Here is a 16348-nt window from a genome sequence, read left to right on the forward strand (position 1 = left end):
AAATTTCTGTTTGAGGCGGATCCTGTAGAGAATAGATTGAACCGCCAAAAAAACCAGACTGTAGGCTGATGACTGAGACGACTACGCTTCAGAAGGAAACCCAGATACCGACCAACCTGCGTTTGTTACTTATCTTGGAAGAGGTCGCAAAGCGTGGGGTCGCAGTCAAACCGTCAGACCTGATTGAAACACTGGGTCTGGCGAAGCCAACAGTGCATCGATTGTTGCAAACAGCCGAGGCAGAAGGCTTTTTGCAGCGAGATCTGGATGGCCGCACATATGGTCCGGGACCTAGACTGCGCCAGCTCTCGGTAAATACGGTCTCATCAGAGCATTTGCGAACAGCGCGGCTCGCAATACTGCGAGGGATAGCGGACGAAATCGGAGAGACGTGCAACCTCGCCATACCTGATCGCGAGGGCATGATTTATCTTGATCGAGTCGAAACCAAGTGGCCGTTGCGTATTCAACTGCCTATTGGGTCTCGGGTTCCGTTCCACTGCACTGCCAGCGGAAAGATGTATTTATCCACCCTACGCCAGCGGACACTTAACGGTTACCTGTCCGCGCGCAAGTTGCAGCAGTTGACCATCAAGACTCTGACAGATCCAAATGCTCTTCGTAAAGAAATAAGTAATATCTCGGATAGAAAGTATTCAACTGACGAAGAAGAATTCATGCAGGGAATGGCGGCCGTCGCCGTCCCAGTTCTTGAGGGAAATGAAAGGCTTGTCGCCACTTTGTCTGTTCACGCGCCCACCCAGCGGCATGATTTGAACAGCTTGAAGCAATTTTTGCCCGTCTTACAAGACGGAGCAAAACAGTTATCAAATTTGCTCTCACCATAGTATCATTTTGCTTGCTTTAGGCAAAAGCTCAGTTCGATTTTGCAGCGCCAGAGGCAGGTTCAACCTCCGTAGATCTGCTATCAAACAATTGCGCTATTGAGCTTGGACCTGCACTGCTCTACGACGCAGAATTTCCTGCCGAATTAAGTCAATATGCAATCGTGCATCATAGGCACCCTGACGATAGGCCAGCGGCAGTTTCAAAGTCGCGAGGTTCATGTCCAACTCTTCGATGTTGTTGGCAACAGCATTGACTTCCTCCGCTGTAGTGGCCTCGCTAAGCTCTTGTTCGAGCGCCGCGATCCGCTGATAAAATCGCCAAACACGTCTCTTTTGAAACCAAACATAGCCTGACGGAATGACCCGCAAAAGTGGTGCCAGAAACAACAGTGGCAAGAGCAAAAGCAATACCCTGCCAAACTGAGCCGCGATCCAATAAGGCAGGTAGTTGTGCAAAACGTTTGACCCTGACGTGATAAGCTCGCTGGCCACCTTATTCAGCGGCACGGGTGGAGAATCTGTGTTTGGATACTCTCGTGGATCTTGCAGTATGCTGCGCTCACCATGGATTTTTAGCGCAGCATTTGCCAGTCTATCAGCCGCCGCAGGATGCAGGTCGGCCGTTGCAATCATTGACGCTGTTAACGTAAGAATTTTTACGTCCTCAGGCGGGCGCGGGGGATCCAAAGTAATCGAACCCGCAGGCACTGTCACCGAGCGTGCACCCGGAAATTTCAGCGCAATAGCGTCTACGAGGGCCATTGGAACGAAGATCACTTCTGGGTCGAATATTGCTTCCATAAGGTAAGGAGAGTCCAATGGTGTAACAAATAACGCTGCGTCTGCGAGGTTGTTGTATAAAGCGTTCAATGCCGCAGTTCCGCTTGCATCGATCAACTTTATTCCAACATTCTGCAGTCCAGCTGCCTTGATAAGTGCAATCGCTGCAGCACGGGTTCCCGACTCTTCGGACCCGGCGGCTAACCGGAGTTCCGACCACTCTCCTGGGTTGGACCCAATCACGCCAAACTTGCTTTTGAAGATTACCAATGGCTCTGGGAACATGGCGCCGACTGACTGCAAACCGACATCCTGCGGAATATCGATGCCACCCTGGACAAATGCTATGTCTGCACCGCCGGATACCAGTTTGCTGATGTTCTCAAGAGAACCCTCTGTCTGTATTACCTCAACTTCAATCCCATCGCGAGCGAGTTCGGCCTTGTAAAGTTGAGCGATCTGCCAGTACCCCCCGCCATCTATTCCTGCGGCCAGGCGAATGCTGGTGGGTGGTTTGAGACCAAGAATAAGAAACGCAATCAGGACCACAAAGAGAGCTGGAACTAGAAAGAACAGGAAAAGGCGCATAAATTCCTACATTCTGATTTTCGAAACTCTCGACATAATCTCGCGCGTGTAAGGTCCTCTCGTCAATTAGAATTCAGTCACTCAAACAGTTCTTGAAAAGATCTTTTTAGAAATCACCGTGCTGAATAACGTCGCGATCTACCTTGGAGCCGGGACAAAAGGTTCGGAGGTGGACGGAAATCCCCAGGGGCCAAAGTTGAAATTTTTCTTGCAACCGGTTGCAATTTTGATCATGTTCGCGATCAAAGTAGGTGCGGGAGGTGGCAATGCTCAGAATCGGACTTCTTGGCGCAGGTCGGATTGGAAAGGTCCACGCAAGTGCCATTTCGGCTCATACGAAAAGTGAATTGTGTTCTGTATCAGACGCTTATCCAAAGAGTGCCCAAAACTTGGCGGAAGAATTCAATGCCAAAGTTCAAAGTTCCGAAGAAATTATTGAGGACCCGTCGATTGATGCCGTTCTGATCGCGACGCCTACGGATACACATTCAGATTTAATCGAAGCGGCCACGGCAGCGGGAAAAGCCGTATTATGCGAAAAGCCAGTTGATCTGAGCTTGACCCGCGCGCAGCAATGCCAAGCAGCCGCCGCCCGCAACGCGGTGCCAGTGATGATTGGCTTTAACCGCCGGTTTGACCAGAATTTTGCTGCGTTGAAGGCGGCGTCTGACGCGGGCGAAATTGGTGCTTCGGAAATGCTGTCGATTACATCCTTCGATCCTGCCCCACCGCCCGTGAGTTACATAAAAGTCTCTGGTGGGTTGTTTCGTGACATGATGATCCACGACTTCGATATGGCAAACTATATCATGGGCGGTTTACCAACTTCTATTTCCGCAGTCGGGACATCCGTTGTAGATAGCGAGATTGCTGCGGCCGGTGATGTCGACACTGCAATCGTCACAATGACTTACGCGGACGGCCGGATAGCGGTTATTAGAAACTCTCGAAGGGCGGTTTATGGCTATGACCAGCGGGTCGAGCTTTTGGGCGCAAAAGGTCTTTTGCAAGCTCAAAACATGTTGGAAAACACTGTGATTAAGTCGACTGAGTACGGAGTGACAGGAGCGAAGCCGACCTATTTTTTCCTCGAACGTTACATGCAGGCTTATGCCGCCGAATGGGAGGCATTTGTCGACGCGCTCCTCGCTGGATCGGAGGTTCCTGTTACTATGGAGGATGGGGTGGCTGCGCTTGCTATGGCCGAGGCCGCGACCTTGTCGAATGAGAAAAGAATGCCAGTTGAAATGAAAGAAATTTTGAAACCGGTTGCAAAATAGTTTGAATTACGGAAACTGATGTTGTGCCGACACATGTCGGCGTTTGAGATTCGGCCTGGCCGAATGCATGGGGTTGAAGCCCTAAACGAAGATGACTTGTCCCAATGGGAGGAAACCAAATGAACAAGTTTGTTAAAGGTGCGTTAGCTGCAGGTGCCTTGGCGCTCGCAACGCCGGCCTTCGCGCAGGAAATCGTGGTCGTATCGCACGGCCAGGCCAACGACGCGTTCTGGAATGTTGTGAAAAACGGTGTGGAGCAGGCCGGCAAAGACGTTGGTGTAAACGTTGAATATCGCGCACCAGAAACGTTTGATATGGTTGCCATGTCGCAGCTCATCGATGCCGCTGTTAACCAAGAGCCGGATGGGCTGATCGTTTCGATCCCGGACGCAGACGCGCTTGGTCCGTCGATCGAACGCGCCGTAGCTGCAGGAATTCCGGTAATTTCGATCAACTCTGGTTCGGACGTCTCAAAAGAACTGGGTGCATTGCTGCACGTGGGCCAGGACGAATTTGACGCGGGTAAAGCCGCGGGTGAAAAGCTGGCCTCTATGGGCGGCTCGACCGCCATCTGTGTGAACCACGAAGTCGGCAACGTTGCATTGGATTTGCGTTGCGCAGGGTTTGCCGAGGGCTTTGGCGGCAACGTCGAAGTGCTGCCAACTTCGAATGATCCGTCGGAAATCGAGTCAAAAGTGTCTGCTGCGCTGGCCGCAAACGAAGCAGTTGATACGGTCATGGCTTTGGGAGCTAGCTCGGCCGGTGAACCAACAGTTGCAGCGGTAAAAGCTTCGGGCCGGGACGTGAACGTGGCATCATTCGACCTGTCGGCGAACTTTCTTCAGTCTATCGCGGATGGTGACGCTGCTTTCGCCATTGACCAGCAGCAATACCTGCAAGGCTACCTGTCGGTTAACTTCATGGGTCTTCACGCTAAATACGGCTTGATGCCGGGTGGAAATGTTCCCTCTGGCCCGAACCTTGTGACACAGGAAAAGGCCGCCCAGGTCATCGATCTGTCTGCGCAGGGCATCCGTTAAAACGAGGACAAAAAGCACTGAAACGGCGCTGCTTGCGCCGTTTCATTTGGATTGGGAGGAAAACATGAGCCAGTCAGCGCAAGTTGTAGCCGACGAAAGAGTCAAGAAAGAGCCGTTCTTGACCAAGCTAATGAAGCGCCCTGAACTCGGTGCCATGGCCGGCGTTGTTCTGGTCTTCATCTTTTTCGCTATTACAGCGGATGAATCCATGTTCACTTTGGCCGGGGTCATGAACTTTATGACACCTGCGGCGCAACTGGGCATTCTTGCCATCGGCGCGGCGTTGTTGATGATCGGAGGCGAGTTCGACCTGTCGATCGGATCGATGGTAGCGTTTTCCGGCCTGTTCTTTGGGGTCTGCGTAGTAACCTGGCAGCTGCCGCTTATCGCAGCGATCCCAATGACTTTCGTGTTTGCCGCTTTGGTCGGGGCAGTTAACGGCAACATCGTGATACGGTCAGGTTTGCCCTCATTTATCGTGACGTTGGCGTTTCTTTTTATACTACGTGGATTGTCCCTTGTCGGTCTCAAAATGGCGACCGGAGGTTCAACTCAGTTGCGCGGCGTTCGTGATACAGTTGAAAACGATTGGCTAGCACCATTCTTCTCGGGCGAGGCCTTTGGCAGCCTTTTCACTTGGCTGGCTGAGAGCGGAATAATCGATACATTCAAAAGCGGTGCGCCCAAAGTGCCGGGTATTCCGGTCGAAATCCTATGGTTCATTGCTCTTGCACTGGCGGCGACCTACGTGTTGCTGCGCACTCCGGCCGGCAACTGGATTTTCGCCTCGGGCGGTGACAAAACTGCTGCATCAAATTCAGGTGTGCCCGTGAACCGCGTCAAGGTTTCACTTTTCATGCTGACGGCGTGTTGCGCTGCACTCGTTGCTATTATCACCGTTATGGATGCGGGGTCGACCGACGCTCGTCGTGGTTTCCAGAAAGAGTTCGAAGCGATCATCGCTGCAGTTATCGGTGGATGCTTGTTGACTGGTGGCTATGGCTCGGCGATCGGAGCATTCTTTGGCTCGATCATTTTCGGCATGGTTGTCATCGGCCTGACCTACACCGACTTCGACCAGGACTGGTTCCAGGTTTTCCTGGGGGCAATGTTGCTGATCGCGGTTCTGTTCAACAATGCGATCCGTAAGCGCGTAACGGGAGAGCGCTGATATGACCGAAGATTCCAAGTTCCATCATGGCGACGCAGCGGTGGATGTCGCTCCGATCGTGGAAATGAAAAACATCGAAAAGCATTTTGGCAATATCATCGCTCTTGCTGGTGTCAGTTTTGACGTCAAACCGGGCGAGTGTCATTGTCTGCTTGGTGACAATGGCGCGGGCAAGTCAACTTTCATCAAGACAATGTCCGGGGTGCACAAGCCAACCAAAGGCGAGATTTTTTTCGAAGGTAAACCGCTGCATTTCGACACTCCTCGGGATGCAATGGAGGCGGGCATAGCGACTGTTTTCCAGGACCTTGCGATGATCCCACTGATGAGCGTAACTCGCAATTTCTTCATGGGTCGCGAACCTACCAAAGGGAAGGGATTGCTTAAAAGGTTCGATGTAGATCACGCGAACGATGTTTGCATGGAAGAAATGCGCAAGATGGGTATCAACCTGCGTGGCCCGGATCAAGCGGTGGGCACGCTGTCCGGCGGTGAGCGTCAAACCGTTGCCATCGCCCGCGCAGTGTATTTCGGTGCGAAGATTCTGATCTTGGACGAACCAACCTCAGCACTCGGGGTGCGGCAAACTTCGAATGTACTGGCAACCATCGACAAGGTGCGTAGTCAGGGCGTTGGGGTCGTTTTCATCAGCCACAACGTACGGCATGCTTTGGCTGTGGGAGACCGTTTCACCGTGCTGAACCGAGGAAAAACTCTTGGTACTGCAAGGCGCGGCGAGATTACGCCGGAAGAGCTGCAGGACTTAATGGCTGGCGGTCAGGAAATGGCCGAGCTTGAAGGGTCTTTGGGCGGTACTGTCTAAAAGTTTGAAATCAAGGTGGCCTGCTTGATTGGGTAGGCCACCTTATAGAAAAAACCTTGGTGTGCGATGCCGCCAAACCTGATCGGGCCTAACTACTGGGCCTGAAACCTTCGAAAAACTTGGGATCAACGGATTGCCCAAAGCGGCCATGTGTTGAAAGGGATCATGATGAGCAAGACAATCCGACTGACTGCGGCGCAAGCTCTGGTGCGTTATCTGGGCGCACAGATGAACGAAGCTAGCGAGCCGTTCATTGCTGGTGTGTGGGCAATTTTTGGCCATGGAAACGTAGCTGGGTTGGGCGAAGCGTTGCATGCTGTCAAAGACACCTTGCCGACCTATCGCGGTCACAACGAACAAACCATGGCGCATTCAGCCATAGCATATTCAAAGCAGATGGGGCGCAGACGCGCGATGGCTGTAACATCGTCCATCGGACCAGGCGCAACCAATATGGTAACCGCCGCGGCACTTGCTCACGTGAACCGATTGCCTGTCCTTTTACTTCCCGGCGACGTGTTCGCGACGCGCGGCCCGGATCCGGTCTTGCAGCAGACGGAAGATTTCACTGACGGCACGGTAAGTGCAAATGACTGTTTTAGGCCTGTCAGTCGCTATTTTGATCGGATCAGCCGCCCCGAGCACCTATTGACAGCATTGCCTCGTGCTTTTCGTACAATGACGGACCCAGCAGATTGTGGGCCCGTAACGCTGGCTTTCTGTCAGGACGTTCAAGCCGAGGCTTACGACTATCCACTAAGCTTCTTCGAGCCGCGTGTGTGGTATCAGCGTCGCGTCCGTCCAGACGAAAACGAGCTGGCCCGTGCCGCTTCCGCGATTAAGTCTGCCGCAAAACCTGTAATAGTTGCTGGAGGCGGCATACACTATTCAGGTGCGACCGAAGCCCTTCAACGATTTGCTGAGGCTCACAACATACCGGTTGCGGAAACACAGGCAGGCAAGTCATCGCTGGCGTGGGATCACCCTTTGAACTTGGGGCCTGTCGGAGTGACGGGAGGAGAACCAGCAAACACTGTCTGTGCTGAGGCGGATTTAGTTCTCGGCGTCGGCACACGCTTGCAGGATTTCACGACCGGATCTTGGGGATTGTTTTCGAACCCTGAAAGAACAATGGTTTGTCTGAACACCGCCGCCTATGATGCAGAAAAGCATGGGGCCATGCCACTTTTGTCTGATGCGCGTGTTGGATTGGATGAGCTTGGCGTAGCGCTGAGCGGTTATTCTGCCAAGCCAGTTGCCGACACATTGAAATCGGACTGGTTCAAAAAAGTAGATGCGTTGACGGACGCCCCATCTGACAGCAATGCCCTGCCGACGGATATGCAGGTGGTTGGCGCGGTTCAGCGCGCCTCGCACGAAGACACTGTGGTGATGTGTGCGGCGGGAACAATGCCGGGAGAATTACACAAGCTGTGGAAGGCACCACGCCCCGGAGCCTATCACATGGAGTACGGCTTTAGCTGCATGGGTTACGAAATTGCGGGGGCCATGGGCATTAAATTGGCGCAGCCCGACCGCGACGTGATCTGTTTTACCGGCGACGGAACCTACATGATGGCCAACTCGGAAATGGCCACGGCTGCCATGATGGGCGTATCCTTTACAGTCGTCATTACCGACAATCGCGGGTTTGGTTGCATCAATCGCCTGCAGATGGGCACCGGTGGGGCTGAGTTCAACAACCTGTTGGATCACGCTGTACATGAGAAGCCATCTGCAATCGACTTTGCCGCACATGCGGCGTCGATGGGGGCGACATCGGTCAAAGTAAGTTCGATTGCCGAGCTTGAGGACGCGTTGGCCAAACGCGGGGGCGTCACAGGTCCTTACGTAGTAGTTATCGACACCGATCCTTATCCATCTACAGAGTATGGCGGCACTTGGTGGGAAGTAGCAGTTCCCGAAGTAAGCGTCCGCCCCGAGGTCAACGAAAAACGAGCGGCCTACGAGATCGCAATAAAAGAAAGAAACACAAAATGAGCGTAAATATCGGTATTTCTCCGATCGCTTGGCAAAATGATGATCTGCCTGACTTGACGGCATCTTTTACCATGGAACAGGCGCTGAGAGAGGCGCGTGAGATCGGATATACGGGCGTTGAACGTGGTCAACGTATGCCGAGCGATACGGAAAGCTTGCGCTCCTATCTGGATGCCAACAACATCGCGCTGTGCGGCGGATGGTGCTCTGGTGCGTCGCTGGTCAATGATTTTGCGACCGAACGAGAGGCGGTACGCGAACAGGTTGAACAGTTCGTGGCGTTGGCCAGCCCATGCATCGTCTATGCCGAGTGTTCTAACACCGTTCAGGGCCAGATTGGCACTCCTGTCAACGACAGGCCAAAACTCTCCAAAGATGACATAATGGCATACGGAGCAAAGATTACCGAACTTGCGAAATGGATGACCGATCAGGGTATGCCCATGGCCTATCACCACCACATGGGAACCATCATCGAAAGCGAGGATGATGTGAACTGGCTGATGGAAGGATCGGGACACGAGGTCAAACTGTGTTTTGACACTGGGCATTTGTTGTTTGGCGGCGGGGACGTTATGGCAACTCTAAAACGCTGGGGCGACCGGGTTCATCATGTTCATTTCAAAGACATCCGCCCGTCAGTGATTCAGAATACACGAGAAAAAAATCTCAGCTTTTTAGATGCCGTGATTGCGGGTGCATTCACCGTTCCGGGAGACGGTTGTATTGATTTTCAGGCCGTCACCAATGCGCTTAAGGCCATGAATTATGATGGGTGGATTGTGGTTGAGGCGGAACAGGACCCGGCCAAGGCTCCTCCTTACGAATACTCAAAAAAGGGATACGAGCACATCGTCGAAGTCTGCGAACGCGCCGGGTTAGAGATAGCTAGTTAAAGGGAACACGCGCTTGCGCAACACCTAAGCCATGAGAAAGGAGATTGTCATGGTAGATCAAGAACTTGGTTTTGTCGGCTATTTTGACCGGGAATCCTGTGATCTGGATGAATTCAAGGTGTTGACCTCGCAAAGTCTGACGGCCGCTGATGCTCCACTAGCTGCAGCCATCGAAAAGAATGTTCCAATCTATGACATGGGTTCTTTGCGCTCTGATCTTGATGACGCCGTTCAAAGGCGCAGATTGCTGGCGGAATGGGGCCGTATTCTGCAGAAATCTGCTGGCGTTATAGCCTTGAAAGGCGCCTATTCGGACACATCGGTGATTGATCGTGCGACTGGTGTTTTTCGAGAGATCATCGAAGAAGAACGCCGAAGTGGTGCAGGCGAAGGCGATCACTTTGCCGCTTCGGGTGCAAATGACCGAATATGGAACGCATTGCAAAAGCAATGCCTTCGCGATCCCGAAGGTTTCGCGCTGTATTTTGGTAATACAGCAGTCGCTGCCGCGTGCGAGGCTTGGTTAGGCCCCAACTATCAGGTTACTGCACAAATCAACCAGGTGCGTCCCGGAGGTAAGGCCCAGCAGGCGCATAGGGATTATCATCTTGGCTTTCAGAGCGCCGACAATGCCGCGCGATATCCTGCGCATGCTCACTTGGTTACCGCGTCTCTGACTTTACAGGGTGCGGTTGCCCATTGTGACATGCCAGTTGAAAGCGGACCAACAAAACTGCTGCCGTTTTCACAGTTGTATCCGGCGGGGTACGTGGCGTTTCATGATGAAGCACATCGCGCTGTTTTCGAAGAGAGTTATGTCCAACTTCCGTTGGAAAAGGGCGACGCGATATTTTTTAACCCAGCACTTTTTCACGCAGCTGGAGAAAACCGCAGCGCTGACATTCACAGGATGGCGAACTTGTTGCAAATCTCTTCTGCCTTCGGTCGAGCAATGGAGGCCGTTGATCGGCGATCAATGTCGGAAACGGTTTTTCCATTCCTTTTATCGCTGAAGAAACGTGGTGATCTAGGTCCCGCAGAGGTGAATGCGGCTATTGCCGCTACTGCCGAGGGTTATCCTTTTCCAACCAATTTGGACACGGATCCGCCAATCGGTGGCAACGCACCTGAAAGTCAGGCGGAGATTTTGCTCCGTGCAGTAGAAGAAGGTTGGACCGAAAACGAATTGGTCGCGACCCTGTCCGCTTTGCAAAGCAGACAAGCAGCCTGAACCAGAAAACAGGGCGGGCCATTGTGCCCGCCCACTAAGGAGAGACGAACATGCCGAACCTGCTCAGGAAACCGTTTGGAACCCGGGGAAAAGTGCATGATATCACTCCAGAAAACGCTGGCTGGCGATACGTTGGTTTCGGACTGTACCACCTCAGGGCAGGTGATCAGGCGGCTGAGGCTACTCGCGACCGAGAAGTCATTCTGGTTGTAGTCGAAGGCAAGGCCAGAATTTCCGGCGGCGGCAAGAACTGGGGCGTGCTTGGTGATCGGATGGATGTTTTTGAAAAAACACCACCGCATTGTTTGTATCTGCCTAATGGAACTGAATGGGAAGCCGTTGCTGAAACAGATTGCGTGATTGCCGTATGCTCTGCACCTGGCAAAGGTGGCCACGAAGCCCGGCGGATAGGACCCGATGGTATAACTTTGACTGAGCGCGGCAAGGGCGTGAATACCCGCTTTATCAACAACATAGCCATGGAAGCAGAGGATTATGCCGATAGTCTTCTTGTGACCGAGGTTTTCACGCCCAACGGACATTGGTCCTCTTATCCTAGCCATCGTCATGACGAAGACGATTATCCGAGGATCACATATCTGGAAGAGACATATTACCACCGTCTAAATCCTTCCGATGGGTTTGGCATTCAGCGGGTTTATACAGATGATGGGCAACTAGATGAAACTATGGCGGTTTCTGACGGCGACGTTGTCACCGTCCCGCGCGGCCATCACCCTTGCGGGGCTCCTTATGGGTTCGAGATGTATTATCTGAACGTTATGGCCGGTCCTCTGCGTAAGTGGCGCTTTGTTGCCGCCCCAGAGGTCGAGTGGATTATGGAACGAGATAGTTGAAGTGAGAGGCGGTCTAGTGCTGCGAACACATTTGATGCTTGTGACTGTGACAAGCAACTCAGACGATTTGGTCGCTGACACTAAGAACGTCTGAAACCATTGCCCTGCCAAATTCAGGAGATCTGGCATGTCTCAACCGTTCCAACTCGCGGCATGTGCCGAAATGCTCTGGCTGGACCGGCCCATGGATTGGCGTGCAGCCCGATTAACTGAAATGGGATTTGGTGTTGGGCTTTGGAACTGGCCGGAATTGGATATTGAAAAGCTTGGGGGCATCGGTGCCAACTATACCATCATGAATGGTTATCTTGAGGGACGTTTGGCGGATGATGAGGGTGCTGACTTGCTGCTTAATTCAGCCAAGGAAGCAGTCAAGGTCGGCAAGAGGCTGGATGCGGATCGCTTTAACCTGCATGGCACTGGGCTAGGTGACGGAGGTATTCCCATCTGGCAACATGAAGTCGTGACAGGTGAAATGTGGCTCAAGGCGCGCGATACATTGAACCGTATCTGTGATCTGGCAGAAAAAGAAGACGTGATATTTACCCTGGAAAACCTCAATCATTTAGATCACCCCGGGTGCCCGTTTGGATCTACGGCAGACGTGTTGGCGCTCGTGTCTTCGGTCGACCGCGCCCAATTACGGATCAATCTCGACCTCTATCACACCCAGATTGGAGAGGGCGATTTGATCCGTTGGTGTGAAAAATGTTTGCCTTGGATTGGGGAAATTCAGGTGGCAGACAACCCGGGTCGTTGTGAACCAGAGTCGGGCGAGGTCAATTACAAAGCAATCGCAAAGGCGCTATTTGATCTTGATTACCGTGGTACGGTGGCAATGGAAGCTTTCGCATCCAGTGCCCCGGAAGCGGCACTTGAATCATTCCGTGCCGCCTTCACCATTTGAACGTTATCGGATATTTAATTCTGAGTTGGAGCGCCAAATGCTCTGATCACAGCTCGGGCTGCGGCTTCGACAGGGTCGTGGGTTTCTTTGAGGATTGCGACACGGTCGAATCTGTCAGGGTCACGGTTTACGGCCTCGCGCAGGGCGGCACCGAAGGCCATTCGAAGTTCGGTCCCAATGTTGAACTTGCAAATGGACGTTTCGCGGGCCAGTCGAGCGCGTTGCTCAACCGGAACGCCCGAACCACCGTGAATAACCAATGGCACGTTTGTGATGGCGTCGATTTGGGCAATTCGCTCTTCGTCCAAGCCGCCCTCTTTGTTTTCTTGCAGATGAACGTTACCAACAGAGATCGCCATTGCGTCGACGCCGCTTTCACGGGCAAACTGTGCGGCCTCTTCGGGGTCCGTTCCATTAGAGCCTTCGCCACCAGAGTAGCCGACAAAGCCGATCTCACCTTCGCACGAAATCCCGGCGGCGTGGGCCATCTCGGCAATTGCCGCGGTTTCATCGATATTCTGAAGCAGCGGTTTACGCGACCCGTCGAACATCAACGATGTAAAACCGCTCTCCAGCGCGATCTGGCATTCCTCAAACGTGTAACCGTGATCGAGGTGAGCAACTACAGGAACTGACGCGTTTTCCGCCAGATGCGTGAACATTTTTCCCAAAACAGGCAGCGGAGTGTGCTCTCGGCAACTGGGGCCAGCCTGCAGAATCACCGGTGCATTCTCAGCCTCTGCAGCGGCGACGTAAGCGCGCATATCTTCCCAGCCTAGAGTTACCAGCCCGCCAACGGCATAGCCTTGATCGTAAGCCGGGATTAGGACGTCTTTTAGCGTGACAAGGGTCATTTGAACTTGGCTATCATGTCTTTTATGCCGGGGATCGTTTCGATCTGATAGGCATGGGTGGGTTGGAAATACTGAACCAATGAGCGTTGTGTTAGCCCACCGAGAATGGTGAAATAGTACATTTCGTAACCCGGCAAGACGCAGCAGGGATGATAACCCTTGTCGATGCAGATCGTCGATCCGTCGACGATGTGGTAAGCATCACCCGGTTCATTGTCTTCGCGTTGCAACATCTGCAGGCCCGACCCCCAATTGGGTTTAAATCGGAAATTATACGTTTCATCGTGGCGCGTTTCGTCTGGCAAGCGGTTTGTGTCGTGCTTGTGACTTGGAAAACCTGACCAACCGCCTTGGCCCACGGTGAACAGTTCGCTCACTAAAAGCCGGCCGACTTTGTCGTGTTGTTTTTGGCCGAGGATGTGTTTGATTTTACGATGGGTTTTGGTGTCATCGCTGCCGTATTGCACCAAATCGTGCTGACGCACATCAAATGGTTCAAGCACCTTGTCGAACTTTGCCCCGGCAATGAATACCTCGGTTTCATCTGATACGCATACCAGCTGCGCCTTGGCGCCAACCGGGACATATACGCCTTCGGGTTCTCCGTCCCAGACGTCTTCCCCTCGGTTGCCTAACCGGGCAAATTTGACACCTTCAATGTCCACATCCACGCTGCCTGTCGCGGGTACAATGCAGGTTTCATAACCTGGCACCTGGTATTCGAATGCCTCGCCTTTTTTCAGTTTGACGATGTTGAAATAGTTCAACGGCACGGTTGGATCGTCGGTATCCACTATGGGAATGTTCTTGTTGTCAAAAGGGGCGATGTGCATGAAATTCTCCTACGTCGAAGGCCCTGGATGAGAGGCCAAAAATGCATTCAGTGTTTGAGTAGTCGGCATGGCAGGAGCGCAACCGGGTTGCGATACCACGATCGAGGCGCAGGCCGATCCGCGCATCACTGAATCTTTCAGGGAATGGCCCGCAGCGACAGAGGCCAAAAGACCTGCCATGAAACTGTCACCTGCTCCATTTGGCTTTACGGCCTCTACTGGGTAAATTCCCGTATGAATCTCCTGACCGTCCACCAAGGTTACTGCACCTTTTTCACCCATTTTATAGATTACCATCCGACCGGGTTTCGCAGCGAGTTCCTTGGCCTTTTCAAATCCTTTGTCGATACCACCTGCCATGAAGCCAAATTCTTCGTCATTTCCAACGATCAGATCGCTTTCCTCTCCGGCGCGCGACAGAACTTCTGCGGCCACTTCCGGTGACGGCCAGCTGTAAGGGCGGTAATCGATGTCGAAGATGATTGGCAGTCCAGCTTGGCGCGCATTTTCGATGGCTTTGAACGTGGCGCTGCGCGATGGTTCGGCTGCAAACACGGTGCCGGCAGAGATCACTGCAGAAAACGCGCCGAATTCCACTTTGTCCATATCGTCTTCGGTAACCTGAAAATCGACGGCGCCGTTTCGATATATAACGTTCTGAAAGTTCTCGATCCGGCTTTCATAAACCGCCAAAGACATTCGATATTCGCCTCCGACAATTTGGATATAGGTCGTGTCGACGCCATAATGTTTCAGGCGATTAGTGCAGAATCGTCCAACTGCGTCATCCGACACCGAAGTGATCAACGAGGCCTGACTACCCAACTTGACAAGACCAACACAAATGTTTGCAGACGATCCGCCCAGATCAGCGCGGAACAATTCTGCATCTTCGCTTTTGACACCGACAGGGTCAGCAAACATATCCATACCTGCCCGTCCCAATACGGCGAACCGGTTTCCTTTGATACCGTCTATCAAAGTGCTCAAGTCATTTCCTCCGGAAAAAGGGGTTTGCGCAAAGGGTTGGACCTTGCGTCGACGCGATTCACACGATACTGATTTTGCAACCGGTTGCAAATAGTATGTTTAGGGCCGTGACAGATGTCTGAAATTGGAATTGGAATTGTCGGTGGCGGCTACATGGGCAAGGCACATTCTGTCGCCATGTCGGCGGTAGGTGCAGTGTTCAATACGGCACTACGGCCAAGACTTGAGATGATCTGTGCCTCAAGTAAAGAAAGTGCCGAGCGTTACCGCCAAGCCTATGGGTTTAGAAGGGCAACAGATGATTGGCGTGAACTTGTAAAAGATCCAGCGGTTGAAGCTATCATCATCGCCTCGCCACAGTCCACGCATCGGCAAATTGCAGAGGCCGCCCTTGAATTAGGCAAACCAGTTCTCTGCGAAAAACCGCTGGGTGCTTCCATGGAAGACGGGCGGGCGATGGTAGCGGCGGCTGAGGCGTCCGGCTTAACCAACATGGTTGGTTTCAACTACGTCCGAACACCGGCGACCCAATATGCTCGTCAGCTTATTGCCAACGGCGAGATAGGCGAAATCACATGGTTTCGTGGGGAACACACCGAAGATTTTTACGCCGATCCTCAGGCTCCTGCGACATGGCGTACCACCGGAATGGCCAACGGAACAATAGGTGATCTTGCCCCCCATATAGTCAACGGCGCCCTGGCTTTAAATGGCCCCATTGCCGAGGTCATGGCTGAAGTAGAAACGGTTCATCATACACGCCCTGGTGGAACCGTGACAAACGACGACCACGCCCAAATAATGTGCCGGTTCAAGAACGGAACTATGGGAAACATTTATGTTAGTCGTATCGCAACGGGCAGAAAAATGGGCTACGCCTACGAAGTTTCCGGCACAAAAGGGGCCATCCGGTTCGACCAGGAGGATCAAAATGCTTTGTGGTTATACCGTCACGATGGACCGGAAGCGACGCGTGGCTTTACCAAGATACTGACTGGCCCGGCCCATCCGGATTACGAACCTTTTTGCCAAGGGCCCGGTCATGGAACGGGATATCAAGATCAGATAATCATTGAGGCAAAGGATTTCCTGCAGGCCATTCACAGCGGACAGGATATCTGGCCAACTTTCCGTGACGGCCACGAAGTCAACCGCGTGCTGGCAGCGTCACTAGCGTCTTCGGAACGTCGTCAGTGGACAAAGGTTGACGATTTTTGATCGTTTAACGGCAACGAGACTTTTTAAGAAA

At 52.7% G+C, this 16348-nt stretch carries 15 protein-coding genes; 11 read left to right on the forward strand and 4 right to left on the reverse strand.

Features of this window, described 5'->3' with window-relative positions:
- Positions 1–68 precede the first annotated feature (68 nt).
- On the forward strand, positions 69–848 hold the full coding sequence (locus AC2FNE_RS01105; RefSeq protein ID WP_170476179.1) for an IclR family transcriptional regulator: 780 nt from the start codon (positions 69–71) through the stop codon (positions 846–848).
- Positions 849–941: 93 nt separating this feature from the next.
- On the opposite strand, the gene AC2FNE_RS01110 is transcribed toward AC2FNE_RS01105, so the two are convergent.
- Complete coding sequence (locus AC2FNE_RS01110; protein WP_170603960.1) at positions 942–2216, reverse strand: TAXI family TRAP transporter solute-binding subunit; 1275 nt, start codon at positions 2214–2216, stop codon at positions 942–944.
- A 266-nt stretch (positions 2217–2482) separates the two neighbouring features.
- Between AC2FNE_RS01110 and iolG the strand changes: the two genes are divergently transcribed.
- From iolG to AC2FNE_RS01155, 9 genes are all read left to right on the forward strand, one after another.
- Positions 2483–3496 carry an inositol 2-dehydrogenase gene (gene iolG / locus AC2FNE_RS01115; protein ID WP_496804608.1) on the forward strand — a complete coding sequence of 338 codons (1014 nt, stop codon included), beginning with the start codon at positions 2483–2485 and terminating at the stop codon, positions 3494–3496.
- A 119-nt stretch (positions 3497–3615) separates the two neighbouring features.
- A complete protein-coding gene (locus tag AC2FNE_RS01120) occupies positions 3616–4536 on the forward strand; it encodes a sugar ABC transporter substrate-binding protein (protein ID WP_170476174.1) in 921 nt (306 codons plus the stop codon).
- A gap of 64 nt (positions 4537–4600) precedes the next feature.
- Entirely contained in the window at positions 4601–5707 is a 1107-nt protein-coding gene (locus AC2FNE_RS01125) for an ABC transporter permease (RefSeq protein WP_170476172.1), read from the forward strand.
- Position 5708: 1 nt separating this feature from the next.
- Positions 5709–6530: an ATP-binding cassette domain-containing protein gene (locus AC2FNE_RS01130; protein WP_170476170.1), complete on the forward strand. Its 822-nt coding sequence runs from the start codon at positions 5709–5711 to the stop codon at positions 6528–6530.
- Between the two features lie 168 nt (positions 6531–6698).
- Entirely contained in the window at positions 6699–8531 is a 1833-nt protein-coding gene (gene iolD / locus AC2FNE_RS01135) for a 3D-(3,5/4)-trihydroxycyclohexane-1,2-dione acylhydrolase (decyclizing) (RefSeq protein WP_170603954.1), read from the forward strand.
- Positions 8528–9427: a myo-inosose-2 dehydratase gene (iolE, locus tag AC2FNE_RS01140; RefSeq protein WP_496804609.1), complete on the forward strand. Its 900-nt coding sequence runs from the start codon at positions 8528–8530 to the stop codon at positions 9425–9427. The genes iolD and iolE overlap by 4 nt, the downstream gene beginning before the upstream one ends.
- A gap of 49 nt (positions 9428–9476) precedes the next feature.
- The gene (locus AC2FNE_RS01145; protein WP_170604317.1) at positions 9477–10658 is read left to right on the forward strand and encodes a phytanoyl-CoA dioxygenase family protein; all 1182 of its coding nucleotides are present in this window, start codon (positions 9477–9479) and stop codon (positions 10656–10658) included.
- Between the two features lie 50 nt (positions 10659–10708).
- Positions 10709–11515 carry a 5-deoxy-glucuronate isomerase gene (iolB, locus tag AC2FNE_RS01150; RefSeq protein WP_496804610.1) on the forward strand — a complete coding sequence of 269 codons (807 nt, stop codon included), beginning with the start codon at positions 10709–10711 and terminating at the stop codon, positions 11513–11515.
- A 127-nt stretch (positions 11516–11642) separates the two neighbouring features.
- A complete protein-coding gene (locus AC2FNE_RS01155; RefSeq protein WP_496804611.1) occupies positions 11643–12422 on the forward strand; it encodes a TIM barrel protein in 780 nt (259 codons plus the stop codon).
- Positions 12423–12436: 14 nt separating this feature from the next.
- On the opposite strand, the gene AC2FNE_RS01160 is transcribed toward AC2FNE_RS01155, so the two are convergent.
- From AC2FNE_RS01160 to iolC, 3 genes are read right to left on the reverse strand one after another with little or no spacing between them, the layout of a single operon-like run.
- Positions 12437–13276, reverse strand: coding sequence for a class II fructose-bisphosphate aldolase (locus tag AC2FNE_RS01160; protein WP_496804612.1), 840 nt, complete (start codon positions 13274–13276; stop codon positions 12437–12439).
- Positions 13273–14109 carry a 5-deoxy-glucuronate isomerase gene (locus tag AC2FNE_RS01165; protein WP_170603945.1) on the reverse strand — a complete coding sequence of 279 codons (837 nt, stop codon included), beginning with the start codon at positions 14107–14109 and terminating at the stop codon, positions 13273–13275. Before AC2FNE_RS01165 ends, AC2FNE_RS01160 begins: the two co-directional genes overlap by 4 nt.
- 9 nt (positions 14110–14118) lie before the next feature.
- Entirely contained in the window at positions 14119–15099 is a 981-nt protein-coding gene (gene iolC / locus AC2FNE_RS01170) for a 5-dehydro-2-deoxygluconokinase (protein WP_496804613.1), read from the reverse strand.
- Positions 15100–15213: 114 nt separating this feature from the next.
- Between iolC and AC2FNE_RS01175 the strand changes: the two genes are divergently transcribed.
- Positions 15214–16317, forward strand: coding sequence for a Gfo/Idh/MocA family protein (locus AC2FNE_RS01175; RefSeq protein WP_170603942.1), 1104 nt, complete (start codon positions 15214–15216; stop codon positions 16315–16317).
- Positions 16318–16348: the final 31 nt, after the last annotated feature.

This window comes from Ruegeria sp. YKSD179 (genome assembly GCF_059612885.1).